Here is a 25729-nt window from a genome sequence, read left to right on the forward strand (position 1 = left end):
GGCCCAGGAGCCTGGCATCGGGTCAGACCCGGGGAGCCTGAGGCCCAGGGAGCCTGAGGCCGGGTCAGGCCCAGGGGGCGAGGTCGGGGCGTTTCGCGGTGAGGCCGTCGCCCGAAGAGACGCCGCGCAGGCGGCGGGAGACCCACGGCACCAGGTGCTCCCGCATCCACTGGGCGTCCTCGCGACGCCGGGAGCGGGGATCGACGGTGCGGGCGGGCCACTCCTTGCGCCAGTCATCGAACGGCACGCCCAGCACGTCGAGCACCCGGGCGGCCACCAGCCGGTGACCGTCCTCGTTCATGTGCAGCCGGTCGGCGCTCCAGGCCCGCCAGTCGCGCAGCCCCTGCATCGACCACTGGTCGACGAGCCGGCAGCCGTAGAGGTCGGCGATGGAGCGCAGGTGCAGGTAGTAGATGGCGAACTTGCCGCGCATCCGCCGCATGATGGGCGTGTCACGCGGGTCGACCCCGGTGAACAGCAGCACGTCGGCCCCGCCGGAGCGCAGGTCGCGTACGGCCCGCGCGAGGGTCTTGGCCATGACGTCGGGATCGCTGCCCGGCCTGAGCAGGTCGTTGCCCCCCGCGCAGAAGCTGACCAGGTCGGGCGCCATCTCGACGGCCAGCGGCACCTGCTCGGCCACGACCTGGTCGAGCAGCTTGCCGCGCACGGCCAGGTTGGCGTAGCGGAAGGAGGGGTCGTCGGCGGCGAGCCGCTCGGCCACCCGGTCGGCCCAGCCACGGTAGTGCCCGTCCGGACCGGGATCGTTCAGTCCTTCTGTGAAGCTGTCGCCGAGCGCGACGAAGGACTTGTAGTGCCTCATGAGGTGGTGATCATCTCCGCGATAGCGTGCAGCGCAAGGACGTATGACTGTAGTCCGAAGCCGGCGATCGTGCCCGTCGCCACCCCGGCCACGACGGAGGTATGGCGAAACTCTTCCCTCGCCGCGGGATTGGAGATGTGGACCTCGACGAGCGGGGCGGTGCGCTGGGCGATGGCGTCCTTGAGCGCGTAGGAGTAGTGGGTGAAGGCGGCGGGGTTGAGCACGACGGGGATGCGTCCGTCGCACGCCTCGTGGATCCAGCCGATCATCTCGGCCTCGTCGTCGGTCTGGCGCACCTCGACGTGGTGGCCGAGCTTGCGGCCGGTGTCGCGGCAGAGGGCGGCGAGGTCGTCCAGGGTGTCGGCGCCGTAGACGTCGGGCTCGCGCACGCCGAGCCGGCCCAGGTTGGGGCCGTTGAGGACGAGGATCATGCGGAGATCTCCTTGTAGGCGGCTTCGAGCAGCTCTTCCGCCGGATCTTCGAGGCGGCCCGGCCTGGCGAGGTCGTCGAGCACGACGAACCGCTGCTTGGCGCCGCGGTTCTTCTTGTCGAGCCGCATGTGGTCGCGCAGCCGCGGCCAGGCGTCGGCGCGGTGGGTGATCGGCAGGCCCACGGCGGTGAGGATGGCGCGGGTGCGGGCGACGAGGTCGGCGCGGCCGGACAGCCTGGACAGCTCGGCGGCGTAGACCATGCCGACGGCGACCGCCTCGCCGTGGCGGATCGTGTAGCGCTCGTCGCGCTCGATGGCGTGGGCGAGCGTGTGGCCGTAGTTGAGGATCTCGCGCAGGCCGGCCTCGCGCAGGTCGGCGCCCACGACGTCGGCCTTGACCCGGATCTTGCGCTCGATCAGCTCACAGGTGTGGGGGCCGTCGGGACGGGTGGCGGCCTCGGGGTCGGACTCGACCAGCCGCAGGATCTCGGGGTCGGCGATGAAGCCGCCCTTGATGATCTCGGCCAGGCCCGCGACGTAGTCGGCCTTGGGCAGCCCGGCCAGCGTGGACAGCTCGCACAGCACGCCGGCGGGCGGCAGGAAGGTGCCGACGAGGTTCTTCCCCTCGGCGGTGTCGATGCCGTTCTTGCCGCCGACGGCGGCGTCGACCATGGCGAGCAGCGTGGTGGGCACGAGCACGACCTGGACGCCGCGCAGCCACGTGGCCGCCACGAACCCGGCGAGGTCGGTGGTCGCGCCGCCGCCGACGCCCACCACGGCGTCGGAGCGGGTCACGCCGTGGCGGCCCAGCTCGGACCAGAGCCGCGCGGCCACCTCGACGGCCTTGCACTGCTCGCCGTCGGGCACGGTCAGCTCGGCCACCTCGTAGCCGGCCGCGGCCAGCGCCTCGCGGACGGGCCTGGTGATCTCGGGCAGCGTCTCGGGAGCGATGACCGCGACCGTGCGCACGCCGGGCTTGAGCAGCGTGACCAGCTCGGCCAGGACACCGGTGCCGACCACGACGTCATAGGGGCTGTCGCCGCGTACGTGGATCCTGGTGGCGCTCACCCGGGCAGCCCCTTCACGATCTCGTCGGCCAGCTCTTCCGGCTCGCGCTTGTCGGTCACCACGGTCATCATGGCCAGCCGCTCGTAGATGGGCCGCCGCTCCTCCATCAGCGCCTTGAGGCGGCTGCGCGGGTTGAGCACCAGCAGCGGGCGGGCGCTGGCCAGGCCGACCCGCTGGACCGCGTCGGTCAGCCCGACCTGGAGGTAGACGACGGGCTGGCCGTCGAGCAGGGCCTGCGTCTCCTCGTGCAGCACGGCGCCGCCGCCGAGCGACAGGACGCCATCGTGCTCGGCGAGGGCGCGGCGCACGGCCTCGTGTTCGAGCTCGCGGAAGCGCTCCTCGCCGTCCTCGACGAAGATGTCGGAGACGGGCTTGCCCGCCACCGCCTCGACGTCGGAGTCGGTGTCGCGGAACCCGACGCCGAGCCGCTCGGCGAGCAGCCGCCCGAGCGTGGTCTTGCCGGATCCGGGCGGCCCGATGAGCACGGCCTTGGCTGTCATTTGATCACCATGGAAGAGAGGTAGCCGGACAGGTTGCGGGCGACTTCCTCCACGGAGTCGCCGCCGAACTTCTCGATCGCCGCGTCGGCCAGCACCAGCGCGACCATCGCCTCGGCCACGATGCCGGCCGCGGGCACGGCGCACACGTCGGAGCGCTCGTGGTGGGCCTTGGCCGCCTCGCCGGTCTTGACGTCGATCGTGGCCAGCGCCCGCGGCACCGTGGAGATGGGTTTCATGGCGGCGCTGACCCGCAGGATCTCGCCGTTGGTCATGCCGCCCTCGACGCCGCCCGCCCGGTTGGTGATGCGGCGCACGCCGTCTGCTGTGGTGTATTCGATCTCGTCGTGGGCGCGGGAGCCCGGCCTGCGGGCGGTCTCGAAGCCGTCGCCGACCGCGACGCCCTTGATCGCTTGGATGCCCATGAGCGCGCCCGCCAGCCGGGAGTCGAGCCTGCGGTCCCAGTGGGTGTAGCTGCCGAGGCCGGGCGGCAGGCCGTAGGCGAGGACCTCGACGACGCCGCCGAGGGTGTCGCCCTCTTTGTGTGCCTTGTCGATGACGGCGACCATCGCGGCGCTGCCCTCGGAGTCGGCGCACCTGACCGGGTCGTCGTCGATCCTGCCGAGGTCGCCCGGGCCGGGCAGCGTCTCGGCCGGGGTGCGGGCGCCGCCGATCTCGGTGACGTGGCTGACGATGTCGACGCCGAGCGCCTGCTTGAGAAAGCGCCGCGCGACCTCGCCCAGCGCGACGCGGGCCGCGGTCTCGCGGGCGCTGGCCCTGTCGAGGACGTTGCGGGCGTCGTCGAAGCCGTATTTCTGCATGCCGGCCAGGTCGGCGTGGCCGGGGCGCGGGCGGGACCTCGGCGCGTTGCGCGCCAGGCCCTCGAGCTCGGCCGGGTCGACCGGGTCGGCCGCCATGACCTTTTCCCACTTCGGCCACTCGGTGTTGCCGACGCGGATGGCGACCGGGCTGCCCATGGTGCGCCCGTGGCGTACGCCGCCGACGATCGTGACCTGGTCCTGCTCGAACTTCATCCGCGCGCCGCGGCCATAACCGAGCCTGCGGCGGTGCAGGGCCTCGTCGATGGCGGCCGTGGTCACCTCGACCCCGGCCGGCAGGCCCTCGAGGACGGCGACGAGTTCGGGCCCGTGGGACTCTCCGGCGGTCAACCAGCGCAACATGCGTACAAGTCTTCCACGTGCCGCCGAGTGGGATGTCCCTCCGCTCACCCAGCGAGACAGAGTGTCGTGAACGCGCCGAGCAGCATGAAGGGGCCGAACGGGAACTGGGTGTGCCTGGTGCCGCGACCGGTCAGCAGCAGGACGAGGGCGTACAGGGCGCCGAGCGCCTGCCCGGCGAGCGCGGCGGCGGCGACCGCCTCCCAGCCCAATGTGCCGCACGCCATGCCGATGAGCCCGGCCAGCTTCACGTCCCCGAACCCCATCGCATCCGGCCTGACCAGCCACAACACGCCGTAGACCGCGATGAGCGCCGCCCCTCCTGCCAGCGCGCCCGCCAGCTCGCCGGTCGGCAGGAGCGCGAGCGCCATGATCGGGTACGCGGGCAGCGTGATGGCGTCGGGCAACGTGCTGGTCCGCCAGTCGATCACCGCCAGCGCGGTGCCGATGACGGCGAAACACGCGTACGCCGGCCCCGCCCGCCACGCGATCACGGCCACCACGGCGGCACAGGTCAGCTCGACCGCCCCCGGGGCCGGCGCCCACGTCGGTCCGTCGTCGTAGGACCCCGCGAGCGCTCTGATCCGAGCCCCGCAGACCAGCCCTGCCACCGCCATGATCCCGAACATGCCGCAGAACCTAACCCGCTCCTCCGCGCGAGGAGTGCCGATACGCACAACCGGTATGACGCCGCCGCGCGGGCGCGAGAGGGGACCGACGCACAGGCACGGTCCGGGCTGGTTGGGTGGTCAGCTGGGCTTTCTGGAGAACCAGCGGCGTTTGGGCTTGGGCTGCGCGGGGGTCACCTTGGCGACCGTTACGCCGGTCAGTCGGTCCACTGTGCCGGATTCGACGGCGGCCAGGGCGGCCAGCACGTCGCCCTCGATCACGAACTGCACCGGGCCCGCCACGTCCACCACGACCGCCGCCGCCTGCTCCTGGACGGCTGCCCTGCACACCTGGAGCGTGGTGGCCTGGATGGGGCGGGCGTCGGGGCGCCACCGCGCCAGCGACTCCGTGCCGGTGAACGCGAGCACCGCCTGCCTGCCGTCCTGGCCGACGAGCTTGGGCAGCGCCATCTCGCTCTCCTTCTCCTGCCGCAGCCCGTGGGCGCCGACCTCGGTCTCGGTCAGCAGGGCGACCACGGGCACGAGCAGGCGTGCCGCGCCGAGCACGTTGAGCACCTCGGCGGGGCCTGCCGTGCCCGCCTCGTAGGCGGCCAGGGCCGCGGCCACGGCCGGTGCGGCGGAGCCGTCGTCTTGCGGGTCGAGTGGCTGCGGGATGTTCGGCACAACGCCCGAGCCTATCCGCCACCCACTCCGTGCCGTCCGACGACTGCACCGGGCCCGTCCGAACGCACCGGGCCATCCGGGGATCCGGCCGCGCCGAAGCACGTGACGGGGCCGGAGACCGGTCTGAGGCGCTAACCGAGGTCGGCGATGGCGGCGACGGGGCCGCCGCCCGACGGGCCCTGGTGGACGGCGGCCACCGAGACGAAGACGGCCGGGTCGCCCGTCACCGAGGCGGCTACGCCGCCCACCGCGGCCTTGATCTGGCGGTGCCAGTGGACGTCGGAGTCGTCCAGCATGATGTTGCGGCGGCCGCGGACGCGGCCCGAGGGATCGGCCTCGCATTTCATGAAGACGTTGACCAATCGTCCCCCGAGGTCCGACGGGTGGGGGCGGCCGGGGAGCGGGATGCCGGCGTCCTTGATGGCCTCCCAGATGCCGTCGGCGTCGAGCGCGTCCTTCATGACGCTGTGGCCGATGCGGTAGCGCCCGCCGATCCCGCGTACGTTGCCGACCAGCACGATCTGGGCCCGGTCCAGCTCGACGCCGGACGAGCAGGAGGCCACCGACGAGTACAGGGACAGGTCCTTGTGGATCTGGTCGGCGCTCGGCATCTCGATCTCGCCGAGCGCGACCGCGATGCCGAGCGCGGTGGTGGAGTTGGACAGGTCCATCGAGGGCCCGGTCTCCTCGATGGCGGTGTCCTGGCCGCGGCTCTTGGCGTCGGTGATGGTCGCGAGCGTGAGCAGGGGCGTCTTGGTCTGGACGTAGTGCACGTCGCGCGGGTCGTCGATGCCGGCGATCTTCATGGCCTCGCGTACGCCGGCCGCGACCTTCTCCACCATGGCCGGCCGCCCGATGTCCTCGGGCAGGATGACCTCGCTCATCGCGACGCCGACCGACAGCCGCGGCTCGTCGGACGGCGGCGCGTCGGCCGTGGTGGCGAAGATGGTGGCGTGGGGGCTGAGGATGCCGTCGGTGCCGCCGGACCACACGAGCGGCACGCTCTCCGGCGACGGGTGCCCGTTCTCGGCGAGCACCTGGCGGAAGGCGCGGTCGGCGAGGATGCGGGTGTAGTCGTTGACGCCGCCGTTGCCCTCGGTCTTGCCGATGACGGCCAGGACCCGTTCGGCCTCGATCACCCCGTCGGCGATGAGACGTGACAGGCCGGAGGCGTCGGTGACGCTCTCGATCGGCACCTTGCGCACTTCGATCGGGTCCGGCATGCGTTGCCCTCCTCTGCCCGGTTTCCGCTGACGCTACCGAGCCGGCCAGCGGGGTTCATGGTCAATGTCTGCCCACGTAGACCGGCGGTGATGTCAACGTGTGGCGGCGGTAGGGTCCCGGATGTGATTCGGGACGCGCACGTCAACGGCATCAGGCTCCGCTATCGGGAGGAGGGCGGCCCTGACGACCGGCCGCTCGTGCTGCTGCACGGCCGCACCGCCGACCACAACGACTGGAACGGCATCACCCAGCACTTCGCCAGGAGGGGCCGCCACGTCCTCGTGCCGGATCTGCGGGGGCACGGCGAGAGCGAGCATCCGGGCGCGTACGCCCTGCACGAGATGGCCGACGACGTCGCCGCGCTGCTCGACCACCTGAGGACCGGGCCCGTGGAGCTGATAGGGCACTCGCTGGGCGCGCTGGTGGCGACGCGGGTGACGCTCGCGCGGCCGGACCTGGTGTCGCGGCTGGTGCTGGAGGACCCGCCGCAGGCGTACGCGATCACCGGGCGGCCGCCGATCGTGGAGGACGGCCCCGCGAGCTTCGACTGGCGGATGATGCACCAGACGGAAGCCCAGCTCATCGACCCCGACCCGGCCTGGGCGGCGGGGCTCGCGGCGATCGGGACGCCGGCGCTGGTGCTGTCGGGCGGGACGGCCAGCCCGCTCGACGCGGCGGACATCGCGCGACGCATCCCGGGAGCGCGGCTGGTGACGGTCGAGGCGGGGCACCTGATCCACGTGACGGCGCGCCAGGAGTTCCTGCGAATAGTGGACGCGTTCCTCGACGAAGACCCTCGGTAAAAGCGGGCTTCATGGGGCAAACGTGACCTTACTGTCATAAAGATCCGCCATCCTAGGATGGGTGCGCACCCGGCTCAGCGATCTCGTCAAGGAACGGCTGGGCACGTTCGGCCTCACAGCCCCCTCCATCGCGCAGTGCGCGGTCGGCTCGGCCCTCGCCTGGGTCATCGCCATCGAGCTGCTCGGCCACCCCCGCCCCTTCTTCGCCCCCATCTCCGTGCTGATCTGCGTCGGCGTCGGCCTCGGCCAGCGCCTGCGCCGGCTGGTCGAGCTGGTCGTCGGGGTCAGCCTCGGCGTCGGCGTGGGCGACCTGCTGGTGTCCTGGATCGGCTCCGGCGCCTGGCAGCTCGCGCTCGTCGTGGCGCTGGCGATGACCGTGGCGGTGCTGCTGAACAGCGGGGCGCTGTTCGTTGCCCAGGCGGGCTCGTCGGCGGTGCTGGTGGCCACGCTGGTGCCGGGCGAGGACGTGGGCGGCCTCGACCGGATGGCCGACGCGCTCACCGGCGGCATCGTGGGCATCGTGGCGGTGGCGTTGCTGCCCGCGAGCCCGTTCTCGATCGCGGCGAAACACCTGTCGGGGGTGCTCGACGCGCTGTCCACGGTGATGGAGCGGGCCGCGGAGGCCATCGAGAAGCGTGACGTGGAGCTGGCGGCCGAGGCGCTGGAGGAGGCGCGTGAGACGCAGGCCGCGGTGGAGGAGTTCGGGGCCGCGCTGGAGACCAGCAAGGAGATCACCATGATCTCCCCGCTGCACTGGCACCGCCGCGCCCGCCTGGCCCGCTACGAGACCGCGGCCGTGCCGGTCGACCTCGCGCTGCGCAACGTCCGGGTGCTGGTCAGGCGCACGCTGGCGTCGCTCGGCGAGGCGAGCCCGCCCCCTGCGGCGCTGGCCGAGGCGATGCGCGAGGTGTCGGAGGCGGCGCTGCTGCTCCAGCTGGAGCTGGGCGCGGGACGGGACCCGACGCTGGCCCGCCAGGCGCTGCTCGCGGTGGCCGCCAGGGAGCGCCCGCGCGGCCTGGGCTTCTCCGCGCACGTCATCATCGCCCAGCTGCGCTCGGTGGTGGTGGACCTGCTGCAGGCCACGGGCATGGAGCACGAGGAGGCCACGGCGGCGCTGACCCCGCTGGACGGCGAGCCGTCGCACCGCCGCTAGCGGAGCCTGGGTGTGGCGCTCCCAGGAAGATCCCGCCTCTCGTGCGGCCCGCCGCGCCCCGGCAGACTCCCTGGTCAGGGGGCGGGAGGTCCGTCTCCGCTGATCGAGGGAGTGCGTACATGATCGGCAGAGTGCTGCTCACGCTGGGCGTCATGACCGCGATGGCGGCCTGCGCCGACGCGGGGACGCGCGGAAAGTCGACCGCGACGGCGCCGCACCCGCACGTCGGCATGTGGGTGACCGCCGACGGGCGGATCCGCCAGGAGCTGCGGGCCGACGGCCGGTACGAGGAGGAGCGCGACGGCCGCCCCAAGGCCTACACCGGCAGGTACACCGTCACGGGCGACCACATCGACTATTTCGACGACCTGGGCTTCACCGCGACGGGCGACGTGCGCGACGGCGTGCTCTACCACGAGCACCTGGTGCTCTATCGGGAGTGGTGACCCGCTCAGGCGGACAGCCGCTTGAGCCTGGCCACCGCCTCGTCGATCACCTCTTCCTTCTTGCAGAAGGCGAAGCGCACGAAGTGGCGGCCGCGCTCGGGGTGATCGTAGAAGACCTGGGTGGGGATGGCGACCACGCCGGCCAGCTCGGGCAGGCGCCGGGTCAGCTCGAGCCCGTCGGTGAAGCCCAGCGGCCTGATGTCGGTCTGGACGAAGTAGGTGCCGGCCGGCCGCAGCACGGAGAACCCGGCCGCCGACAGCCCCTCCATGAGCCGGTCGCGCTTGTCCTGGAGGCCGGAGGCGAGCGCCGAGACCCAGTCCATCTCGTGCCGCAGCCCGTAGGCGACCGCGAGCTGCCACGGCGCGCTCGCCGTGAACGTGAGGAACTGCTTGACCGTCGAGACCGCCGTGACCAGGGCGGGCGGCGCGCAGACCCAGCCGGTCTTCCAGCCGGTGACCGAGAACGTCTTGCCCGCCGAGGAGATCATCACCGTGCGCTCGCGCATGCCGGGCAGCGTCGCCATGGGGATGTGCTCGACCCCGTCGAACGTGAGGTGCTCGTAGACCTCGTCGGTGATGGCGATGAGGTCGTGCTCCTGGCACAGCTCGGCGATGGCGGTCAGCTCGGCGCGGGTGAAGACGGTGCCGGTGGGGTTGTGCGGGGAGTTGACCAGGATCGCGCGGGTGCGCGGCGTGACGGCGGCCCGCAGCTCGTCGGGGTCGAAGGTGAAGCGGCCCTCGGCCGGGCGCAGGGTGACGGCCACCAGCTTGGCCTGGGCCAGGGCGATCGAGGCGGCGTAGGAGTCGTAGTAGGGCTCGAAGGCGATCACCTCGTCGCCGGGCTCGCAGAGCGCGAGCACGCTCGCCGCCACCGCCTCCGTGGCGCCCACCGTGACCAGGACCTCGCTGACCGGGTCGTACGGGAGCCCGTAGTGGGCCGCCCGGTGCTCGCTGACCGCCTGCCGCAGCTCCAGCACGCCGGGCCCCGGCGGGTATTGGTTGGCGCCGGCCCCGATGGCCTGCACCGCCCTGTCGAGCATCGCCGCTGGGCCGTCGGTGTCGGGGAAGCCCTGCCCGAGGTTGATCGATCCGGTCTGGACGGCGAGCGCGCTCATCTCCGCGAAAATCGTCGTGCCGAAGGCGCGCATCCTGGCAACAAGTGGTTCGGTCACGGCTCCACACTATTAGTCTCGTGCCGTGTTCATTCGGGTCGTGCTCGCCCTCGCCCTGTCCGCGCCGCCCGTCGTGACACCGGACCAGGCCGATCCCGGGCCCTGCCAGGTCCCCGTGCCCGCCGGCACGGTCTGCGGCTTCCTGGAGGTGCCCGAGCGCAGGGACTCCCCCGGCCGCACGATCCAGGTCGCGTACGCGGTGCGCCACTCCCTCGCCCCCGGCCGGCGGCCCGACCCGGTGGTGTTCATGGGCGGCACGCCGGCGATCCCGCTCATGAAAGAGCTGGCCGGGATGTTCCCCGAGCGTGACGTGGTGGCGGTCGACCAGCGCGGCGGCGGGGCGTCGCAGCCCGGCGTGGCCTGCCCCGAGACGGCGCAGGCGCTGCTCGGGCGGTTGCGCGTGCCGCCGTCCGACGTGGGCGCCGCCGCCGTACGCTGCCGCGACCGGCTCGCCGCCCAGGGCGTGGACCTGCGGGGCTACCGGACGGGCGAGATGGTGGCCGACGTGGTGGCGCTGCGCGGCCTGCTCGGGTACGACGCATGGAACCTCGTCGGCGCCGGCCACGCCGCGCGCGTGATGGCGGCGGTGGCCGCGGCCGACCCGGCGGGGACGCGCTCCGTGGTGCTGGAGGAGCCGCCCGAGGACCCCGGGGCCGAGCCGGCCCGGCTGGGGGACGCGTACGAGAGGGCGGTCGCCCGGCTGAACGCGCGGCCCGCCCGGGTGACGGCGCTCGACCCGCTGCTCGGCAGGGAGTTCGCGGCCCGGGTGAGCGGCCACGACCTGACCGCGCTGCTGGGCGCGGCGCCACGGGACGCGGGCACGCCCTCGCTGGTGGACGCCCTGGCCCAGGGGCGCGAGGAGCTGCTGCGCCCGCTCGTGGAGCGGCTGGGCGAGGAGCTGGCGGGGCGCGCGTCGGGGCCGTACCACGCCGTACGCTGCCAGGACGCGCCTCCCCCGGCCGGGTCGCCGCTCTTCACGGTCAGCGGCGACCAGGCGGTGTGCGACGCCTGGAACCTGCCCAGGGCCCCGGAGCCCGTCACCCTGGCGAGCACCGCGCCCGCGGCGCCCGTCCACGTCCTGCCCGCCGCCTTCCCCGGGGACGCCTGCGCCCGGCGCGCGGCCGCCGCGTTCGTGGCGGACCTCAGGCCGGCCGGTCCCTGCCCCGGAGCGCGGCCGGTCGAGCTGCACGTGACGGCGGCCCCGTACGCGATCGCGCACACTCCCTGGCTGGCCGCGCCGTTCGGGCTCTTCGCGCTGGCCTGCCTGATCCAGCTCGTCACGGCCGCGCTCAAGGGCCGGGCGCTGCCGGCGTACGGCGGCCTGGCAGGGGTGGCGTTCGCGGGGCTGACCGGCCAGTCCGTCTACGAGCTCGCCAAGGAGCCCGGCGGCGCGCTGACCGTCGGCGTGCCGGCGATCACCGAGTGGTACGCGTCGCTCGCGGTCGTCTCCACCGCGCTCACCGTGGCGGCACTTTTGCACAACCGCAGGTGGCCGCAGACGACCGCGGCCGCCATCTCAGGCGTATTCCTCGTATGGTGGTTCACCTGGTTCCTGTGACACGCATCCGTGAGCTCGACGCCCTACGCGGCTTCGCGGTGGGCGGCATCATGCTGGTCAACACGTGGCAGCACACCGACAAACAGGTGCGCGTCCCACTCGACTGGACGATCGAGACGCTGTTCCAGAGCCGCTTCTACCCGATCTTCTCGATGCTGTTCGGCATCAGCTTCCTGCTGTTCCTGCGCGGCAACAGCCGGTGGGCGCTGCTCAGCCGGTTGTTCTGGCTGTTCTGCCTCGGCAAGGTGCAGCACGCCTTCTACGAGGGCGAGGTGCTGACCGACTACGCCTTCTTCGGGGCGCTGGTGCTGCTGCCCGCCTCGTTCCTGCCGGGCGGGCTGCCGGTGCTGCTGCTCGGCCTGGTCGTCACGGTCTGGGGGCTGATGGTGGGCGGCGGGGTGCTGCTGATCCCCGGGTTGTTCCTGCTCGGCATGGCGCTGTGGCGGTTGCGGCCGCCGCGCGAGCTGCTGCTGCCGGGGTTCGCGGTCGCGGCACTGGCGACGGCGCTGCTGACGGCGGCCGGGCGGATGACCGGCGACGGCCTGGTCTACAACCTGGCGGCGGTGACGGGGGCGGCGGCGTACTCGCTGGGACTGCTGCTCGTGCTGCGCCCGCGCCTGTCGGCGGTGCTGGAGCCGCTCGGGAAGATGGCGCTGACCAACTACGTCACCGGCACCGCCGTGATCGTGCTGGCCCTGCCGCTGCTGAACGCCGACCCGACCCGCTGGTCGGTGCTCGCGCTGACGGCGGTGACGCTGGTCGTGCAGGTGCTGGTCAGCCGGTGGTGGCTGGGCCGATACCGGTACGGCCCGCTGGAGTGGGTCTGGCGGTGCCTGACCTTCTTCCGTCCCGTGCCCAACCGGCTAGAGTCGAATCGTGACCACCATCGCCCTCTGCCAGATCCCGGTCTCCCCTGACCCGTCCACCAATCTCAAGAGGGCCAGGGAGGCGCTGGCCGCCGCCGAAGGCGCCGACCTGGCGATCTTCCCCGAGGCCACGCTCACCCGCTACGGCCGGCGCATCACGAGTCTTGCCGAGCCGCTCGACGGCCCCTTCGTGACGGGTCTCGCCGAGTCGGCGCGCGCCCACGGGCTGGCGGTGATCGCCGGCACGTTCGAGACCGGCGGCGACCGCGTCCGCAACACGGCCGTGGCCATCGACGCGCAGGGGGCGATCACGGCGGCGTACCGGAAGATCCATCTGTTCGACTCGTTCGGCGCGAAGGAGTCCGATCTGGTCGAGCCGGGTGCCGAGCCGGTCGTGACCGAGCTGGCCGGGCTCAAGGTGGGGCTCGTCACCTGCTACGACGTGCGCTTCCCCGAGCTGGCCAGGGCGCTGGTCGACAAGGGCGCCGAGATGTTCGCGGTGATCGCCGCCTGGGGTTCCGGGCCGCTCAAGGAAGACCACTGGATCACCCTGGTCAGGGCCCGCGCGCTGGAGAACACGATGTGGACCGCCGCCGTCGGCCAGGCGCCCAACCCGGCCGAGTCGTCCGACGGCTACGGCGTGGGCCGCAGCATGCTGGTCGACCCGCTCGGCGTGGTGCGCGCCGACCTCGGCACCGGCCCTGCCACCCGCCTGGTCGAGATCGACCACGAGTGGACCGCGACCGCCCGCGCCACCCTCCCTTGCCTCGAACATCGCGTCCTGTAATCGGGGAGTGGTCCATCCGGGGGTCAAGCGATCGTAAAGTAGACCCGTGAGCGGAACGCAGATGCAGAAGGTCGTCCCGCCGCGTCTGCTCGTGCCATATCTGTCGGGCAAGCGCACGGTCATATCGGGCTACGTCTACCGGGTGCAGGACTGCGTCCGGCTGACCACTCCCGAGGCGCTCTTCTACGGGCTCGACCTGTCCTTCGACGGCTCGGAGCTGTTCGCCGAGGTGCCGGAGCTCTATGTCATGCGCTGGCACGCGCGCGACGTCGACACCTACGCGGTGCCCTACGGGCCCCACATGGGCGGCGACTGGAGCGATGCGCCACCGTTCGCGGGCAACGGGTTCACCACGTCGTCCGAGCACGTCGTGCCCCAGTTCCACACCGTCCCGATGCCGATCCCGGCCGGGGCGCAGATCGTCCACGTGACCGTCGAGGGCGAGCGGCCCTTCGCCGACTACGACGGGCTGACCTGGCGGCGCGCCGCATGAGCGACGAGATCACGCCCATCGCCTCGGGCTTCGTGGCCCGCTACGGCGAGCACACGCTGCCCGCCGCGCTCGGCCCCGACGGCGACCAGGTGGTGCTGTTCAGCGAGGCCGAGCTGGAGGGCTTCGAGCCCGCGTCCGGCTACTGGCGGCGGGTGGTGCCGCGCTCGAAGGTGGAGTGGCTGGTGCTGATTCGCACCGTCGGCGCGTTCGGCGGCGAGCCGTGCATCGTGCTCGACGAGGACGACGACGGCCTGCACATCGCCTACACCGGCCACAGCGGGATGAAGGCCGAGGCGCTGGGCTACTGGATGGTCGATCACGGCGCCTACGAGGTCGTGGTGCCGCGCGAGGAGGTCTTCTCCATCCGCGTCGAGCGCATCCCGGTGCCCTGACGCCGGGCGGTCAGCGCGGGGTCAGCGGAGGTTGCGGTAGCGGGCGTGGCGGGCGGCCAGCCGCTCCTCCGGGCTCAGCCGCAGCAGGCCGGCGATCTCATACTCCAGCGCCCGCCCCACCCGCTCACAGAACTGGCGCGGCTCGTACGCGGCGTCGGGCAGCTCGGGCACGACCCGGTCCACGATGCCGTCGCCGCGCAGGTCGGTGGCGCGGATGCGCTGCGCCTGGGCGATCTCCGGGGCGAAGTCGACCGAGCGGTAGAGGATGGCGGAGGCGCCCTCGGGCGGCAGCGGCGACAACCACGCGTGCTGCGCGCACAGCACCCGGTCGGCGGGCAGCAGCGCCAGCGCGGCCCCGCCGGCGCCCTCGCCGAGCAGCAGGCAGACCGTGGGCGCGTCGAGCATGACCAGCTCGGCCAGGCAGCGCGCGATCTCGGCGGCCAGCCCGCCCTCCTCGGCCGTCTTCGACAGGTCGGCGCCCGCGGTGTCGATCACGGTGATGAGCGGCAGGCCCAGCTCGGCGGCCAGCCGCATGCCGCGCCTGGCCGCCCGCAGCCCGGCCGGGCCGAGCGGCGAGGTGGTGCGCTGGAAGCGGCGGTCCTGGCCGAGCACCACGGCCGGCGCGGTGCCGAACCTGGCCAGCGCGAGCAGCAGCCCCGGCTCGTTCTCGCCCTCGCCGGTGCCGCTGAGCGGGGTGACGTCGGTGGCGGCGAGCTTGAGCAGCGCGCGTACGCCTGGACGATCGTCACGCCGTGACCTGGTGATGGCCTCCCACGCCTCGACCGGCCGCAGGTCCTCCTCGGGCGGCTCGCCCGCCACCACGCCGGTACGGTCGTCGGCCAGCACCGACAGCGCCCTGATCGCCACCTCCCGCGCCTCCTCCGCCGAGACGACGGCGTCGAGCAGGCCCTTGCGGTGGAGGTTCTCGGCGACCTGCACCCCTTCGGGGAAGGGGTAGCCGTGCAGCGACTCGAACACCCGCGGCCCGAGGAACCCGATCAGCGCCCCCGGCTCGGCCGCCGTGACGTGCCCGAGCGACCCCCACGAGGCGAACACCCCGCCGGTCGTCGGATGCCGCAGGTAGACGACGTACGGCAGGCCGACCGCGCGGTGAGCCTGGATCGCCACGGTGATCTTCACCATCTGGACGAACGCCAGCGCGCCCTCCTGCATGCGCGTGCCGCCGGAGGCGGGCGCCGCCAGCAGCGGCAGCCGCTCGCGGGTGGCCCGCTCGATGGCGGCCACGAAACGCTCGGCGGCGGCCACCCCGATCGAGCCCGCCATGAACGAGAACTCGCACGCCGCGACCGCCACCCTGCGGCCGTCGAGCAGTCCTTCGCCGGTGATCACGGCCTCGTCGTAGCCGGACTTGACCCGGGCCGCGGCCAGCTCGTCGGCGTAGGAGGAGCCGGGCTCGGCCGGATCGGCGGGCGGCGCATCCCATGACTTCCACGACCCCCGGTCGAGGACCGTGTCAATCAGCGTGCGCGCGTCCGGTCGGCTCACTATCGCTCCCTAGATGTCTGCCAACGATGCAATGGTGACGCACGAGCGCCCCCGCCGGTGCCACAGCCGGTGCCACAGCCGGTGCCACAGAACGCCGCTCATCGTTCGCGCTCCTCGAGCCAGGCCAGCACGGCGGGGCCGTCCTGGCCGAGCGCGGGCGGTGCGGTGTGCGTCGTCGGGGGCTCGCCGTCGAAGCGCAGCGGCGGTCCCGGCAGCTCGATGGGGCCGAGCACCGGGTGATCGACCTGGACGACCAGGCCCTGCGAACGGGTCTGCTCCCACGTGTAGACCTCGTCGAGCGTCCTGATCGCGCCCGCGGGCACGCCGGCCGCGCTCAGCTCGGCCAGCCAGTGGGCGCGGTCGTGGGCGGCCAGCGCCTTCTCCATGTCGGCGATCAGCTCGTCGCGGTGCAGGAACCGGTCGCGGTTGGTGGCGTAGCGTGGCTGCTCGGCGTCGATGCCGAGGAGCGCGGCGACCTTGCGCCAGTGGGCCTCGTTGCCGGCGGCGATCTGCAGCATGCCGTCGGCGCAGCGGAAGGCGCCGTACGGGGTGATCGAGGAGTGGTGGTTGCCCGTGGGGGCGGCCACCTTCCCGCCGACCGTCCAGGCGGTGCCGTGGTAGGAGTGCACGCCGGTGACGGCGGCGAGCAGCGAGGTGCGCACGACCCTGCCCGCGCCGGTCCGCTCGCGCTCGTAGAGCGCGGCGGCCACGCCGTACGCGCCGTGGATGCCGGCCAGCAGGTCCGCGATGGACGCGCCCACGCGGTAGGGCTCGTCGGCCGACGGGCCGGTCAGCGACATCAGGCCGGCCTCGCCCTGGGCGATCTGGTCGTAGCCAGGGCGGCCGCCCTCGGGGCCGTCGTGGCCGAAGCCGGTGATCGACAGGACGACCAGGCGGGGGTTGAGCTCGTGCAGCCGCTCGACGGGGAAGCCGAGGCGGTCGAGTACGCCGGTGCGGAAGTTCTCGACCAGGACGTCGCTGTGGCGGACGAGCCGTTCGATGAGCTTTTTGCCCTCGTCGGACTTCAGGTCGACCGCGATGGACTGCTTGTTGCGGTTGGCCGCCAGGAAGTACGTGGATATGTCGTGATCCGGCCCGACGAAGGGCGGGCCCCACCCGCGTGACTCGTCGCCGCCGTCCGGATGCTCGACCTTGATCACCCGGGCGCCCAGGTCGCCGAGCAGCTGTGCGGCGTGCGGCCCCGCCAGCGCTCTGGACAGATCGAGCACGACGATGCCACCGAAAGGCCCACCGAGGGGTCCGAGCACGATCCCAACCTCCCATTGCGCGTTATGGGGCGAATGAACATTCTCGCAGGCGTCCACCCCCCTTCCTCTACCCTGGGTGCGATGATCGGTCTGCCTGCCCGCATCGCCGCCCTGCCGCCGTCCTGCGGTCCCGTGCGGCTGGTCGCCGTCGACGGGCCCGCCGGGTCGGGCAAGACGACGTACGCGGGGCGGCTCGGGGGCGAGCTGGGCTGCCAGGTGATCGGCAGCGACGACTTCCCCGTGCCGTGGGAGGAAGGACCCGGCGGCTGGTTCCACCTGCTGGAGTCGCAGGTGCTGCGGCCGCTCCAGCGCGGCCTGCCGGGCGGTTTCCGCAGGTACGACTGGGTGCGCGGGGTCTATGCCGAGCAGGTGTCCGTGCCGCCCGCGCCGGTGCTGGTGATCGAAGGGGTCGGTACGGCGCGGGCGTCGGCGGCCGGGATGCTGGCGTACACGGTGTGGATGGAGGCCGACGAGGCCGAGCGGCTGCGGCGGGTGCTGGAGCGCGACGGGCCTGAGCTGGAGCCGCGCTGGCGCGAATGGTTCGCGGCCGAACGCGCCTGGTTCGCGGCCGACCGTACGAAGGAACGCGCCGACCTCGTCGTCAGGACGTGAGATGGGCGACGTCGTTGAAGCGGACCAGCTCGCCCGCCCGCCACACCGACACCGACCCGTTCAGCACCGGCGCGAACGCCAGCACCGCCGACAGCTCCGTGTCGGGCCGCCCGCCGAGCACGTGACGCAGCCCCAGCACCACGGAGTCGTGCGCGACGATCAGCACCCGCCGCCCGTCGGCGCGCCCGCCCAGGTCATCGGCCAGGAACGCGCGGAGCCTGACCGTCACGTCGGCGAGTGACTCCCCGCCGGGCGGGCGGAAGGCGTAGGCTCCGGCGGCCTCCCGTCGCGCCGGCTCGTCAGGGAACCGCTCGCGCAGCGCGGCCAGGTTGCGCCCGGCGAACGCGCCCTGCTCCTGGTCCCTCAGCCGGTCGTCCACGACCACGGGCAGCGGCTCCGCGCCCCACGTCTCCTGGGCGATCCGCCAGGTGTCGCGTGCCCGCCGGTAGGGCGAGCAGCACACCAGCTCGGGCGCCTCGTTCTGAGGCAGCGCCGCCAGCAGCCGCCCGAACGCCGCCGCCTGGGCCCGCCCCAGCTCGGTCACCGTCACCTCGTCGTCGCCGCGCTCGTAGACCAGCGGCCGGTCGCCCGCGAGCCGATGGGCGAGATTGGCCTCGCTCTCGCCGTGCCGCACGGCCATGATGACGGACGGTCGCATACCGCCATCCTCACACGAGCCGGCTCCGGGGGTGATCGTATGGTGATCTCATGGTTTCTGTCGCAGTTCTCGGAACGGGGCTCATGGGGCTGCCCATGGCCCGCAACCTCGTCAAGGCCGGCCTGCGGGTCACGGTGTGGAACCGCACGCCCGACAAGGCCAGGCCGCTGGAGGCGGACGGCGCCACGGTGGCGGAGACGCCGGCGGAGGCGGTCGAGGGCGCCGACGTGATCGTGACCATGCTGAGCGACGGCGACGCAGTGCACGAGGCCGTCACCGCCGCCGCGCCCGGGCTGCGGGCCGGTCAGGTGTGGGCGCAGATGAGCACGGTCGGCGTCGCGGCCGTCGGGCGGCTGGCGGCGCTGGCCGGGCGGCACGGGCTGACGTTCGTCGACGCACCGGTGCAGGGCACCAGGCAGCCCGCCGAGCAGGGCAAGCTGGTCATCCTCGCGGCCGGTCCCGAGCCGGCCAGGCAGGTCCTGGAGCCGGTGTTCGGCGCGGTCGGGCAGCGTACGCTCTGGCTCTCCGGCGACGGCGCGGACGGCGCGGGCACCAGGCTCAAGATGGCCACGGTCAGCGTCGGCATCTCCATGACCGCCGTCGTGGCCGAGGCGCTCGCCCTGGCCAAGGGGCTCGGGCTGGACCCCGACCTGGTCAGGCAGGTGATCTCGGGCGGGCCGATGGACAGCCCGTACTTCCAGGCCAAGTCGAAGGCCATCCTGGAGGGCGACTTCGCGCCGTCGTTCTCGGTGCGCAACGCCGAGAAGGACACCCGCCTCATCGTCGAGGCGGGCGAGTCCGCCGGGGTGCGGCTCGACGTGGTGGCCGCCTCTGGCGAGCGCTTCCGCCGCGCCGAGGCGCAGGGCCACGGCGACGAGGACATGGCCGCCACCTACTTCGCCAGTTCCTGAGCCCCGGCCAGCGCGATCGGCCGGGGCGCGGCGTCAGAGGTCGTCCACCTCGGCGTGGCTGCGGCCGCCGGAAAGCTTGGCGTAGCCGGGCCCGCGGTCGAAGAACCGGTCGGCCGGAGGACGCAGGCGGGCCCGCAGCTCGGCCGTGGCCTGCTCGTCGATGCGGTCGCCGTCGAGCACCACGCCGTAGTCGCCGAGCGCGCCCGCGATCGACACCTTCCCGTCGCGCACGTCGGCCGCCACCGCCCGCGGGTCCCTGTCATACGGGGAGCCCCATCCGCCGCCGCCTGTGGTGCGGATCCTGATCAGCTCGCCGGCGAGCACGGGATGGTCGTCCACCAGCCCCTCCATCTCCCGGCCCGCGATCTCGACGCGGAACGGCCGCCCGGCCAGGCCGCCGTTGACGCCCCAGCAGGACAGGATCGACCGGTCGGCGATCGACATGTACGAGGCGTTGCGCAGCATCCTGATGTGCTTGTCGTAGCCGAGCCCGCCCCTGAACATGCCGGGCCCGCCGGAGTCGCAGGCCAGCCCGAGCCGTTCGACCCGCAGCGGCCAGCGGGCCTCGGCGAACTCGACGGGGATGTTGCGCGAGTCGGGCACCACGTGGATGGTGTCCTCGCCGTCGGCGTACCAGCGCCCGCCGGACCCGCCGCCGAGCACCTCGCGCATCAGGTAGGGGACGCCGTCGGCGTCCACGCCGTGCACGCCGGTGTAGCGGATGGTCTCCTGGTCGGCCGGCATGCGCCCGCCGGTGGCCTTGGCCAGCACGCCGGCCAGCACGCCGAGCAGGCGCAGGATGACGAAGGTGCGGGCGTTGGTCGGGGCCGGGAAGATCGGGGTGAGCAGCGTGCCCTTCTCGGGGAAGACCATCGTGATCAGCGGCACGACGCCCTCGTTGACCTCCAGCTCGGCCATGCGCTCTGGGGTGTCGGCGAGGTTGCGCAGCACGGGCGCGAGCCACTTCTTCAGGAACACGCCGTCGGCGTAGTCGCCCGCGTGGTTGATGGGGCCCTTGGCCTGGGGCGAGGTGCCGGTGAAGTCGATGGTGAGCGGGGACTCGGCGGCGTGGTCCACGGTGAGCGTGATGCGCTGGGCGTGCAGGCGCGGCTCGTCCACGCCGTCGTGCTCGGCGTAGTCCTCCCACACGTACGTGCCCTCGGGGATCTTCGCCAGCAGCTCCCTGCGGAACGTCTCGGTGGTCTTGCCGATGATGGCGTCGAAGCACTCCTCGACGGCCTCCCGGCCGTAGCGCTCGAACAGCTCGCCGAGCCTGCGCGCGCCCATCAGGCAGGCCGAGCACTCGGCGTCGAGGTCGCCGGCCAGCGAGTCGGGCATGCGGGAGTTGCGGGTCATGATGCGCAGCGCGGCCTCGTTGGGCACGCCCTGGTCGCGCAGCTTGATCGGCGGCACCATGAGGCCCTCTTCGTACACCGAGCGGGCGTGGGAGGGCATGGAGCCCGGCACCGCGCCGCCGATGTCGTCGTGGTGGCCGAACGCCTGCACGAACGCGACCACCTCGCCCTCGTGGAAGACGGGCACGGTGACGCACAGGTCGGGCAGATGGCCGATGCCGCCTTCCGACAGGTAGACGTCGTTGTGGAAGTAGACGTCGCCGGGCTTCATCGTCTCGATCGGGAAGTCGCGGACGACAGGCTGGACGAGCGCGCTGTAGGAGCGGCCGGTGAGCTTGCGCAGCCGGGCGTCGTGGATGCCGGCGCGGAAGTCGTGGGCGTCGCGGATCATCGGCGAGCGGGCCGTCCGCGCGATCGCGGTCTCGACCTCCTTCTCGACGGAGGCGAGCGTGCCCTCGACGATCTCCACCAGGATCGGATCAGTCACGACTTATCTCCACATTTCCGTATTCGTCGACCTTGGCGGTGAAGCCCGGGTGGACGGGGATCGTGGAGCCGTACTCCTCGATCACCGCCGGGCCCGAGACGGTCGCGCCGGGGCCGAGCGCGGCGCGCTGGTGGATCGGGGTGTCGCGGGTCTCCTCGAAGTGCACGGGACGCACCGACGTGGCCCCGGGGCCCGGCTTGTCCAGGCGCGGGATGACCGGGCGGTTGATGGGCCCGATGCCGGAGACGCGCAGATTGACCCATTCGACGCCGTGGCGGGGGTCGTCGCGGTAGGCGTAGCCGTACAGCTTCTCGTGGGCGTCGTGGAAGCGGGAGACGACCTCTTCGTGCCAGGACTCGTCGATCTCGCCGGCCGGGGCGGGCACCCGCACCTCGTACGCCTGACCGAAGTAGCGCAGGTCGGCGCTGCGCTGGTGGACCGGCTCGGAGAAGCCCTCGCGGTCGAGGGCCTCGGCGGCCTGATGCTCCAGGTCGTGGAAGATCTCGACGGCCTTGCCGAGCGAGAGGTCGCGGGTGACGTACGTACGGACGTAGTCGTTCTTGACGTCCACCGTGAGCAGCCCGAACGCCGAGACGTTGCCCGGGTCGCGAGGCACGACGACCGACGGAAGACCGAGGATGTCGATCAGCCGGCACGCCAGCAGCGGCCCGGACCCGCCGAACGTCACCAGCGGGAAGTCCCGCACGTCCAGCCCCCGCTTGACGGTGAGCCTGCGGATCGCGTTGCTCTGGTTGAACGCGCTGATCTCCAGGATCCCGGTCGCGGTGCGCTCGGGCGTGAGCCCCAGCTTGTCGGCCAGCGCCTCGATGCCGCCGCGCGCCGCGTCCACGTCGAGCGGGATCTCCCCGCCCAGCAGGTGCGGCGGGATGCGGCCGAGGAAGACGTGCGCGTCGGTGACCGTCACCTCGGTGCCGCCCTTGCCGTAGCAGAGGGGGCCGGGGTCGGCGCCGGCCGAGCGGGGGCCGACCTTCAGCGTGCCCTCGGGCGAGATCCAGGCGATCGAGCCGCCGCCCGCGCCGACGGTGACGATGTCGATCATCGGGATCTTGCAGGGGTAACGCCCGATCGTGCCCTCGGTCGTGATGGACGGCTCACCGTCGATCACCACCGCCACGTCGGTCGAGGTGCCGCCGCCGTCGAGGGTGATCACCGAGGTGTGGCCCGCCGTGCCGGCGAGCAGCGCCGCGCCCAGCGCGCCGGCCGCCGGGCCCGAAAGGACCGTGGTGATGGGCTGGTTGACGACCTCGCGGGCCGACAGCACGCCTCCGTTCGACTTCATCACGGAGAACGACCTGCCGAGGCGGCCGGACAGGTTCGCGAGGTAGCCGCGCATGGCCGGCTTGACGGCGGCGTCCACGAGCGTGGTGACCGAGCGCTCGTACTCGCGGTATTCGCGCAGCACGTCGCTGGAGAGCGAGACCACCGCCTCGGGGTGCTCGCGGGCCAGCACCTCGCGCATCCGCCGCTCGTGCTCGGGGTTGGCGTAGGAGTGCAGGAAGCAGACCCCGATCGCGGTGATGCCCTTGGCGCGGAACCAGCGGGCCACCTCCACGGCCTGCTCCTCCGAGAACGGCCGCACCTCCTCGCCCAGGTGGTCGAGCCGCCCGCCGACGGTCTTGACCAGGTGCACGGGCACGATCCTGGGCGGCTTGACCCAGAAGTAGGAGTTGCCGTAACCGTCGGGAACGCTCTGCCTGGCGATCTCCAGGACGAACTCGAAGCCCTCGGTCGTGATGAAGCCGAGGCTCTCGATGCGGTCTTCGAGCAGCCGGTTCGTGGCCACCGTGGTGCCGTGGACGATCGAGGCGACCTCCGGCTCACCCAGCTTGCCGAGCCCGGCCATGAAGCCGTCGGCCGGGTTCGCCGGGGTCGAGGGGGTCTTCGTGGTGAGGATCTCACCGGTCTGCTCGTCCACCGCCACGACGTCGGTGAAGGTGCCTCCGGTGTCCACTCCGATACGGACGCTACGCATGGGCTCCTCAGCTCCGGCGCCGGCCGAGCACTTCGTCGATCACTCGTGGCGCGTTCTCCGTGCCGACGTACGCGGCCAGGCGCACCACCATCTCCTGGGACCTGGCGAGTTCCGCCTCGACCCTGGCCTTCCCCGACTGGCCCGCCTGAACGCCGAAATAAGCGCCGATGATGGTGCCGATCACCCCCGCCACGCCGGCGAACAGCACACCGAACTCGGCACTGGCGAACACGGCCGCGGCGAAGGCCGCGAGGACCGCGACGATGCCCGCCACGACGACGAGGAAACCATAGCGCCAGCGGGTGGCGTCGGCTTGGGCCGGTGAGAGGTCGTCCTGCGTCATCATGGCGTCGAGCGAGGCTGGTTTGTCGGTGACCACAGATTTTCCTCCTGTAACTCGTGGGGAGAAATGTCCCACGAGGTCATGGAACAAGCCAAGCCACTAAGCTGACGGCCCGTGACTGATCTGTCTGCCTTGTCGCCAGCGCCGTCGGGCGCCAGAGATGCCGTGCTGAAGTTCTACTTCGGGCCCATGGACTGCGGGAAGTCCACTCTGGCGCTGCAGATGAACTACAACCACGCGCGGCAGGGCAGGCGGGGCCTGGTGCTGACCAAGCACGACCGCTCGGGCGAGCCGCAGGTCACCAGCAGGATCGGGCTCGGGCGCGAGGCGATCGAGGTGGAGGACGGCCTCGACCTGGTCGCGCTGGTCACCGCGTACGACCGCGTCGACTACCTCATCTGCGACGAGGCCTGCTTCTACACCGTCGAGCAGATCGAGCAGCTCGCCGACCTCGTGGACGAGCACGGCGTGGACGTCTACGCGTTCGGGCTGGCGTCGGACTTCCGCTCGGTCATGTTCCCCGCCGCGCAGCGGCTGTTCGAGCTGGCCGACGAGGTGTCGCGGCTCCAGGTCGAGGTGCTGTGCTGGTGCGGGCGTCCCGGGCAGCTCAACGCCCGCGTCGTGGGCGGGACGATGGTGCGTACGGGCGAGCAGGTCGTCATCGGCGACACCGACGACGCGCCGGTGCGCTATCAGGTGCTCTGCCGCCGCCACCACCGCGCGGGCCGGCTCGGGGAGGGCTCTCATGTCGCCCGCCACGGCGCACGGCCCGCACTGGGCGGTCAGACCGCGCAGGTCCCGTCGTCGCAGCCGTCGGCGGGCGCGGCGAGCTGAGTGATCGGGGTCTGCCCGGTCCGCTCGGCCACCTCGTCGATCGCGGCGGCGAAGGCGTCCTCAGGCTGCGCGCCCGACACGGCGTACTTGCCCTCGAACAGGAACAGCGGCACCCCGCTGATGCCCAGCGAGCGCGCCCTGGCGAGCTGCTCGCGCACCTCGCCCTCGCCCTCGCCGGTGTCGGTGACGCCCGCGTCGGCCGCCAGCTCGGCCAGCACGGCGGGGTCGCCGACGTTGCGGCCCTCGGTGAAGTACGCGCGGAACAGCCGCTCGGCCATCTCCTTGCCGCGTCCCTGCCGGGTGGCGACCTCGATGAGCCGGTGCGCCTCGAACGTGCCGGCGCTGATGGCCTGGTCGTAGCGGAGCTCGAGCCCGTCCTCCGCGGCGACGCCGACGACGCGGTCGATCATCTGCGTGGCGTTGGGGCCGAACTTGCGCTGCATCGCCGGGATCACCGGCTCGCCGTCGCTGGAGGCGTCGGGGTCGAGCTGGAACGGGCGCATCGTCACCTCGATGGTGCCGCCCTTGGCGCGGAACCGCTCGGCGGCCCTGTCGAACCTGGTGTGCCCGATGTAGCACCAGGGGCACACGACATCAGAAAAGATCTCGACCTTCATGTCGGTCCACAACCGCCTGCGGACCTGCCTGATTCCTGATTCATCCGGCGGCCAGCTCCTCCAGCCGGTACGTCAGGTACGCCGAGTCGTCCACCAGCGCCGACGCCCCCCGCCACCAGCCGAACCACTCGCCGCTGCGCCACATCCAGTCGACCCGCTCGATGGCGGCCACCACGTCGCCGACCGTCCGCCACTGCTCGCCGAGCTGCTCGCGGGTGGCGCCGTGGCGCACCGCCCAGGCCCGCAGGATGCCGGCCGCCGAGGCGGCGACCTCGCGCGCGTAGGGGTCGGGGTCCTCGCCGGGCAGCCGGTGCGGCCCGAGCCCGGCCGCGACGCCCCAGCTCCACTGCGCCTCGGCGGGCCGGGAGTAGCGCAGGGAGTGGAAGTCGAGGTTGGAGCCGAGGTCGCCGTCGGCGCGCCGGGTGACGACCGCGTCGAGCCTGCCGCCGGCGTCGAAGTGCACGACGAGCCGCTGCCCCGGCTTGACGCCGGGCGGCAGCGCGAAGCGGTCCTCGGCCTGCCAGGAGTTGAGGTCGACCTGCGCGACGGGCGCGCCCCACAGGTGGTCGGCGGCGTCGTCGGCGATCCAGGCGGCGAGCATCTCCAGGGCGGTCAGGTCGGTCCACGGCTCGATGGCGACGGCGGTGCGCACGACCTCGTCGGGCGGCGGCAGCTTCCCCCCGCGCGGTCTGCTCCACCACTGCTCGCCCAGCTCGCGGGTGCCGACCAGCAGCGCCGCCAGGGCGGCCAGCTCGGCCGAGCGCCGGGTGAGCTGGGCGCCACGGGCCAGCTCGAGCGTGCGCTCGGTGCGCTCGGCACCGAGCACGGGACTCACGTCGCCGATGAGCCGTTCGGCCGTGGGCCGCTCCTCGCCGAGCAGGTTGCGTACGACTCGCCTGGCCTCGGTACGTGCGTCTTCAGCGTGTGCCTGCCGCATACTCGCCACGCTACGCCGGGAGATCCTTT

The 25729-nt window shown here is 72.6% G+C and carries 28 protein-coding genes; 11 read left to right on the plus strand and 17 right to left on the minus strand.

Annotated elements, in window-relative coordinates; all coding sequences use genetic code 11:
- Positions 1 to 64: 64 nt before the first annotated feature.
- From ACFFR3_RS25230 to bar, 8 genes are all read right to left on the minus strand, one after another.
- A complete protein-coding gene (locus tag ACFFR3_RS25230) occupies positions 65 to 820 on the minus strand; it encodes an SGNH/GDSL hydrolase family protein (RefSeq protein WP_345387105.1) in 756 nt (251 codons plus the stop codon).
- Entirely contained in the window at positions 817 to 1251 is a 435-nt protein-coding gene (gene aroQ, locus ACFFR3_RS25235; RefSeq protein ID WP_345387107.1) for a type II 3-dehydroquinate dehydratase, read from the minus strand. The genes ACFFR3_RS25230 and aroQ overlap by 4 nt, the downstream gene beginning before the upstream one ends.
- On the minus strand, positions 1248 to 2318 hold the full coding sequence (gene aroB, locus ACFFR3_RS25240) for a 3-dehydroquinate synthase (RefSeq protein WP_364364028.1): 1071 nt from the start codon (positions 2316 to 2318) through the stop codon (positions 1248 to 1250). Before aroB ends, aroQ begins: the two co-directional genes overlap by 4 nt.
- Positions 2315 to 2818 carry a shikimate kinase gene (locus tag ACFFR3_RS25245; RefSeq protein WP_345387109.1) on the minus strand — a complete coding sequence of 168 codons (504 nt, stop codon included), beginning with the start codon at positions 2816 to 2818 and terminating at the stop codon, positions 2315 to 2317. The genes aroB and ACFFR3_RS25245 overlap by 4 nt, the downstream gene beginning before the upstream one ends.
- Positions 2815 to 3996 (minus strand): chorismate synthase, encoded by a 1182-nt coding sequence (gene aroC / locus ACFFR3_RS25250; protein WP_379483951.1) that lies wholly within the window; start codon positions 3994 to 3996, stop codon positions 2815 to 2817. Before aroC ends, ACFFR3_RS25245 begins: the two co-directional genes overlap by 4 nt.
- 44 nt (positions 3997 to 4040) lie before the next feature.
- Positions 4041 to 4622: a prepilin peptidase gene (locus ACFFR3_RS25255; protein WP_345387111.1), complete on the minus strand. Its 582-nt coding sequence runs from the start codon at positions 4620 to 4622 to the stop codon at positions 4041 to 4043.
- Between the two features lie 120 nt (positions 4623 to 4742).
- A complete protein-coding gene (locus ACFFR3_RS25260) occupies positions 4743 to 5285 on the minus strand; it encodes an SseB family protein (RefSeq protein ID WP_345387113.1) in 543 nt (180 codons plus the stop codon).
- A gap of 131 nt (positions 5286 to 5416) precedes the next feature.
- The gene (gene bar, locus ACFFR3_RS25265; RefSeq protein ID WP_379483952.1) at positions 5417 to 6508 is read right to left on the minus strand and encodes a barbiturase; all 1092 of its coding nucleotides are present in this window, start codon (positions 6506 to 6508) and stop codon (positions 5417 to 5419) included.
- 123 nt (positions 6509 to 6631) lie between these two features.
- Here bar and ACFFR3_RS25270 point away from each other — a divergent pair, with 123 nt between their 5' ends.
- The 3 genes from ACFFR3_RS25270 (at position 6632) to ACFFR3_RS25280 (ending at position 8911) form a co-directional block, all read left to right on the plus strand.
- Positions 6632 to 7312 (plus strand): alpha/beta fold hydrolase, encoded by a 681-nt coding sequence (locus ACFFR3_RS25270; RefSeq protein WP_379483953.1) that lies wholly within the window; start codon positions 6632 to 6634, stop codon positions 7310 to 7312.
- A 61-nt stretch (positions 7313 to 7373) separates the two neighbouring features.
- Positions 7374 to 8465, plus strand: coding sequence for an FUSC family protein (locus ACFFR3_RS25275; RefSeq protein WP_364364015.1), 1092 nt, complete (start codon positions 7374 to 7376; stop codon positions 8463 to 8465).
- A gap of 119 nt (positions 8466 to 8584) precedes the next feature.
- The gene (locus tag ACFFR3_RS25280) at positions 8585 to 8911 is read left to right on the plus strand and encodes an Atu4866 domain-containing protein (RefSeq protein ID WP_345387125.1); all 327 of its coding nucleotides are present in this window, start codon (positions 8585 to 8587) and stop codon (positions 8909 to 8911) included.
- Positions 8912 to 8916: 5 nt separating this feature from the next.
- Here the strand turns inward: ACFFR3_RS25280 and ACFFR3_RS25285 are convergent, their stop codons facing one another.
- Positions 8917 to 10083, minus strand: coding sequence for a pyridoxal phosphate-dependent aminotransferase (locus tag ACFFR3_RS25285; RefSeq protein ID WP_345387127.1), 1167 nt, complete (start codon positions 10081 to 10083; stop codon positions 8917 to 8919).
- 25 nt (positions 10084 to 10108) lie between these two features.
- Between ACFFR3_RS25285 and ACFFR3_RS25290 the strand changes: the two genes are divergently transcribed.
- From ACFFR3_RS25290 to ACFFR3_RS25310, 5 genes are read left to right on the plus strand one after another with little or no spacing between them, the layout of a single operon-like run.
- Complete coding sequence (locus ACFFR3_RS25290) at positions 10109 to 11641, plus strand: alpha/beta fold hydrolase (RefSeq protein WP_379483954.1); 1533 nt, start codon at positions 10109 to 10111, stop codon at positions 11639 to 11641.
- The gene (locus ACFFR3_RS25295; protein WP_364364006.1) at positions 11638 to 12558 is read left to right on the plus strand and encodes a DUF418 domain-containing protein; all 921 of its coding nucleotides are present in this window, start codon (positions 11638 to 11640) and stop codon (positions 12556 to 12558) included. Before ACFFR3_RS25290 ends, ACFFR3_RS25295 begins: the two co-directional genes overlap by 4 nt.
- A complete protein-coding gene (locus ACFFR3_RS25300) occupies positions 12518 to 13294 on the plus strand; it encodes a carbon-nitrogen hydrolase family protein (RefSeq protein ID WP_345387138.1) in 777 nt (258 codons plus the stop codon). Before ACFFR3_RS25295 ends, ACFFR3_RS25300 begins: the two co-directional genes overlap by 41 nt.
- 46 nt (positions 13295 to 13340) lie before the next feature.
- Positions 13341 to 13787: a hypothetical protein gene (locus tag ACFFR3_RS25305; protein WP_345387140.1), complete on the plus strand. Its 447-nt coding sequence runs from the start codon at positions 13341 to 13343 to the stop codon at positions 13785 to 13787.
- Entirely contained in the window at positions 13784 to 14179 is a 396-nt protein-coding gene (locus tag ACFFR3_RS25310) for a UCP033725 family protein (RefSeq protein WP_345387142.1), read from the plus strand. The genes ACFFR3_RS25305 and ACFFR3_RS25310 overlap by 4 nt, the downstream gene beginning before the upstream one ends.
- 21 nt (positions 14180 to 14200) lie before the next feature.
- On the opposite strand, the gene ACFFR3_RS25315 is transcribed toward ACFFR3_RS25310, so the two are convergent.
- Complete coding sequence (locus tag ACFFR3_RS25315; protein ID WP_364364001.1) at positions 14201 to 15685, minus strand: carboxyl transferase domain-containing protein; 1485 nt, start codon at positions 15683 to 15685, stop codon at positions 14201 to 14203.
- Between the two features lie 98 nt (positions 15686 to 15783).
- Positions 15784 to 16953 (minus strand): CaiB/BaiF CoA transferase family protein, encoded by a 1170-nt coding sequence (locus ACFFR3_RS25320; protein ID WP_379483955.1) that lies wholly within the window; start codon positions 16951 to 16953, stop codon positions 15784 to 15786.
- A gap of 81 nt (positions 16954 to 17034) precedes the next feature.
- Here ACFFR3_RS25320 and ACFFR3_RS25325 point away from each other — a divergent pair, with 81 nt between their 5' ends.
- Positions 17035 to 17565, plus strand: coding sequence for a uridine kinase family protein (locus ACFFR3_RS25325; protein WP_345387144.1), 531 nt, complete (start codon positions 17035 to 17037; stop codon positions 17563 to 17565).
- On the opposite strand, the gene ACFFR3_RS25330 is transcribed toward ACFFR3_RS25325, so the two are convergent.
- On the minus strand, positions 17555 to 18223 hold the full coding sequence (locus tag ACFFR3_RS25330) for a histidine phosphatase family protein (RefSeq protein WP_345387148.1): 669 nt from the start codon (positions 18221 to 18223) through the stop codon (positions 17555 to 17557). The two genes, ACFFR3_RS25325 and ACFFR3_RS25330, sit on opposite strands and share 11 nt — an antisense overlap.
- A gap of 50 nt (positions 18224 to 18273) precedes the next feature.
- Here ACFFR3_RS25330 and ACFFR3_RS25335 point away from each other — a divergent pair, with 50 nt between their 5' ends.
- Complete coding sequence (locus ACFFR3_RS25335; RefSeq protein WP_345387150.1) at positions 18274 to 19134, plus strand: NAD(P)-dependent oxidoreductase; 861 nt, start codon at positions 18274 to 18276, stop codon at positions 19132 to 19134.
- 33 nt (positions 19135 to 19167) lie between these two features.
- On the opposite strand, the gene ACFFR3_RS25340 is transcribed toward ACFFR3_RS25335, so the two are convergent.
- From ACFFR3_RS25340 to ACFFR3_RS25350, 3 genes are read right to left on the minus strand one after another with little or no spacing between them, the layout of a single operon-like run.
- Positions 19168 to 20976, minus strand: coding sequence for a hydantoinase B/oxoprolinase family protein (locus tag ACFFR3_RS25340; protein ID WP_345387152.1), 1809 nt, complete (start codon positions 20974 to 20976; stop codon positions 19168 to 19170).
- Positions 20969 to 22969, minus strand: a complete 2001-nt coding sequence (locus tag ACFFR3_RS25345) for a hydantoinase/oxoprolinase family protein (protein WP_345387154.1) — start codon at positions 22967 to 22969, stop codon at positions 20969 to 20971. The genes ACFFR3_RS25340 and ACFFR3_RS25345 overlap by 8 nt, the downstream gene beginning before the upstream one ends.
- Before the next feature lie 7 nt (positions 22970 to 22976).
- Positions 22977 to 23348: a hypothetical protein gene (locus tag ACFFR3_RS25350; protein ID WP_364363986.1), complete on the minus strand. Its 372-nt coding sequence runs from the start codon at positions 23346 to 23348 to the stop codon at positions 22977 to 22979.
- Between the two features lie 129 nt (positions 23349 to 23477).
- On the opposite strand from ACFFR3_RS25350, the gene ACFFR3_RS25355 reads away from it, so the two are divergent.
- Positions 23478 to 24146, plus strand: a complete 669-nt coding sequence (locus ACFFR3_RS25355) for a thymidine kinase (protein WP_345387159.1) — start codon at positions 23478 to 23480, stop codon at positions 24144 to 24146.
- Here the strand turns inward: ACFFR3_RS25355 and ACFFR3_RS25360 are convergent.
- Positions 24095 to 24763, minus strand: coding sequence for a DsbA family oxidoreductase (locus ACFFR3_RS25360; RefSeq protein ID WP_345387162.1), 669 nt, complete (start codon positions 24761 to 24763; stop codon positions 24095 to 24097). The genes ACFFR3_RS25355 and ACFFR3_RS25360 overlap by 52 nt on opposite strands.
- Positions 24764 to 24803: 40 nt before the next feature.
- Entirely contained in the window at positions 24804 to 25700 is an 897-nt protein-coding gene (locus tag ACFFR3_RS25365) for a hypothetical protein (RefSeq protein ID WP_364363977.1), read from the minus strand.
- Positions 25701 to 25729: the final 29 nt, after the last annotated feature.

The organism is Nonomuraea salmonea (assembly GCF_042428605.1).
GTDB classification, from domain to species: domain Bacteria; phylum Actinomycetota; class Actinomycetes; order Streptosporangiales; family Streptosporangiaceae; genus Nonomuraea; species Nonomuraea salmonea.

Coding starts and splice junctions, on each gene's coding strand:
- ACFFR3_RS25325 (WP_345387144.1), top strand. CDS start 17,035: ATGATCGGTCTGCCTGCCCGCATCGCCGCCCTGCCGCCGTCCTGCGGT.
- ACFFR3_RS25365 (WP_364363977.1), bottom strand. CDS start 25,700: ATGCGGCAGGCACACGCTGAAGACGCACGTACCGAGGCCAGGCGAGTC.
- ACFFR3_RS25230 (WP_345387105.1), bottom strand. CDS start 820: ATGAGGCACTACAAGTCCTTCGTCGCGCTCGGCGACAGCTTCACAGAA.
- ACFFR3_RS25345 (WP_345387154.1), bottom strand. CDS start 22,969: ATGCGTAGCGTCCGTATCGGAGTGGACACCGGAGGCACCTTCACCGAC.
- ACFFR3_RS25335 (WP_345387150.1), top strand. CDS start 18,274: ATGGTTTCTGTCGCAGTTCTCGGAACGGGGCTCATGGGGCTGCCCATG.
- ACFFR3_RS25280 (WP_345387125.1), top strand. CDS start 8,585: ATGATCGGCAGAGTGCTGCTCACGCTGGGCGTCATGACCGCGATGGCG.
- aroQ (WP_345387107.1), bottom strand. CDS start 1,251: ATGATCCTCGTCCTCAACGGCCCCAACCTGGGCCGGCTCGGCGTGCGC.
- ACFFR3_RS25255 (WP_345387111.1), bottom strand. CDS start 4,622: ATGTTCGGGATCATGGCGGTGGCAGGGCTGGTCTGCGGGGCTCGGATC.
- ACFFR3_RS25330 (WP_345387148.1), bottom strand. CDS start 18,223: ATGCGACCGTCCGTCATCATGGCCGTGCGGCACGGCGAGAGCGAGGCC.
- aroC (WP_379483951.1), bottom strand. CDS start 3,996: ATGTTGCGCTGGTTGACCGCCGGAGAGTCCCACGGGCCCGAACTCGTC.
- ACFFR3_RS25360 (WP_345387162.1), bottom strand. CDS start 24,763: ATGAAGGTCGAGATCTTTTCTGATGTCGTGTGCCCCTGGTGCTACATC.
- ACFFR3_RS25310 (WP_345387142.1), top strand. CDS start 13,784: ATGAGCGACGAGATCACGCCCATCGCCTCGGGCTTCGTGGCCCGCTAC.
- ACFFR3_RS25245 (WP_345387109.1), bottom strand. CDS start 2,818: ATGACAGCCAAGGCCGTGCTCATCGGGCCGCCCGGATCCGGCAAGACC.
- bar (WP_379483952.1), bottom strand. CDS start 6,508: ATGCCGGACCCGATCGAAGTGCGCAAGGTGCCGATCGAGAGCGTCACC.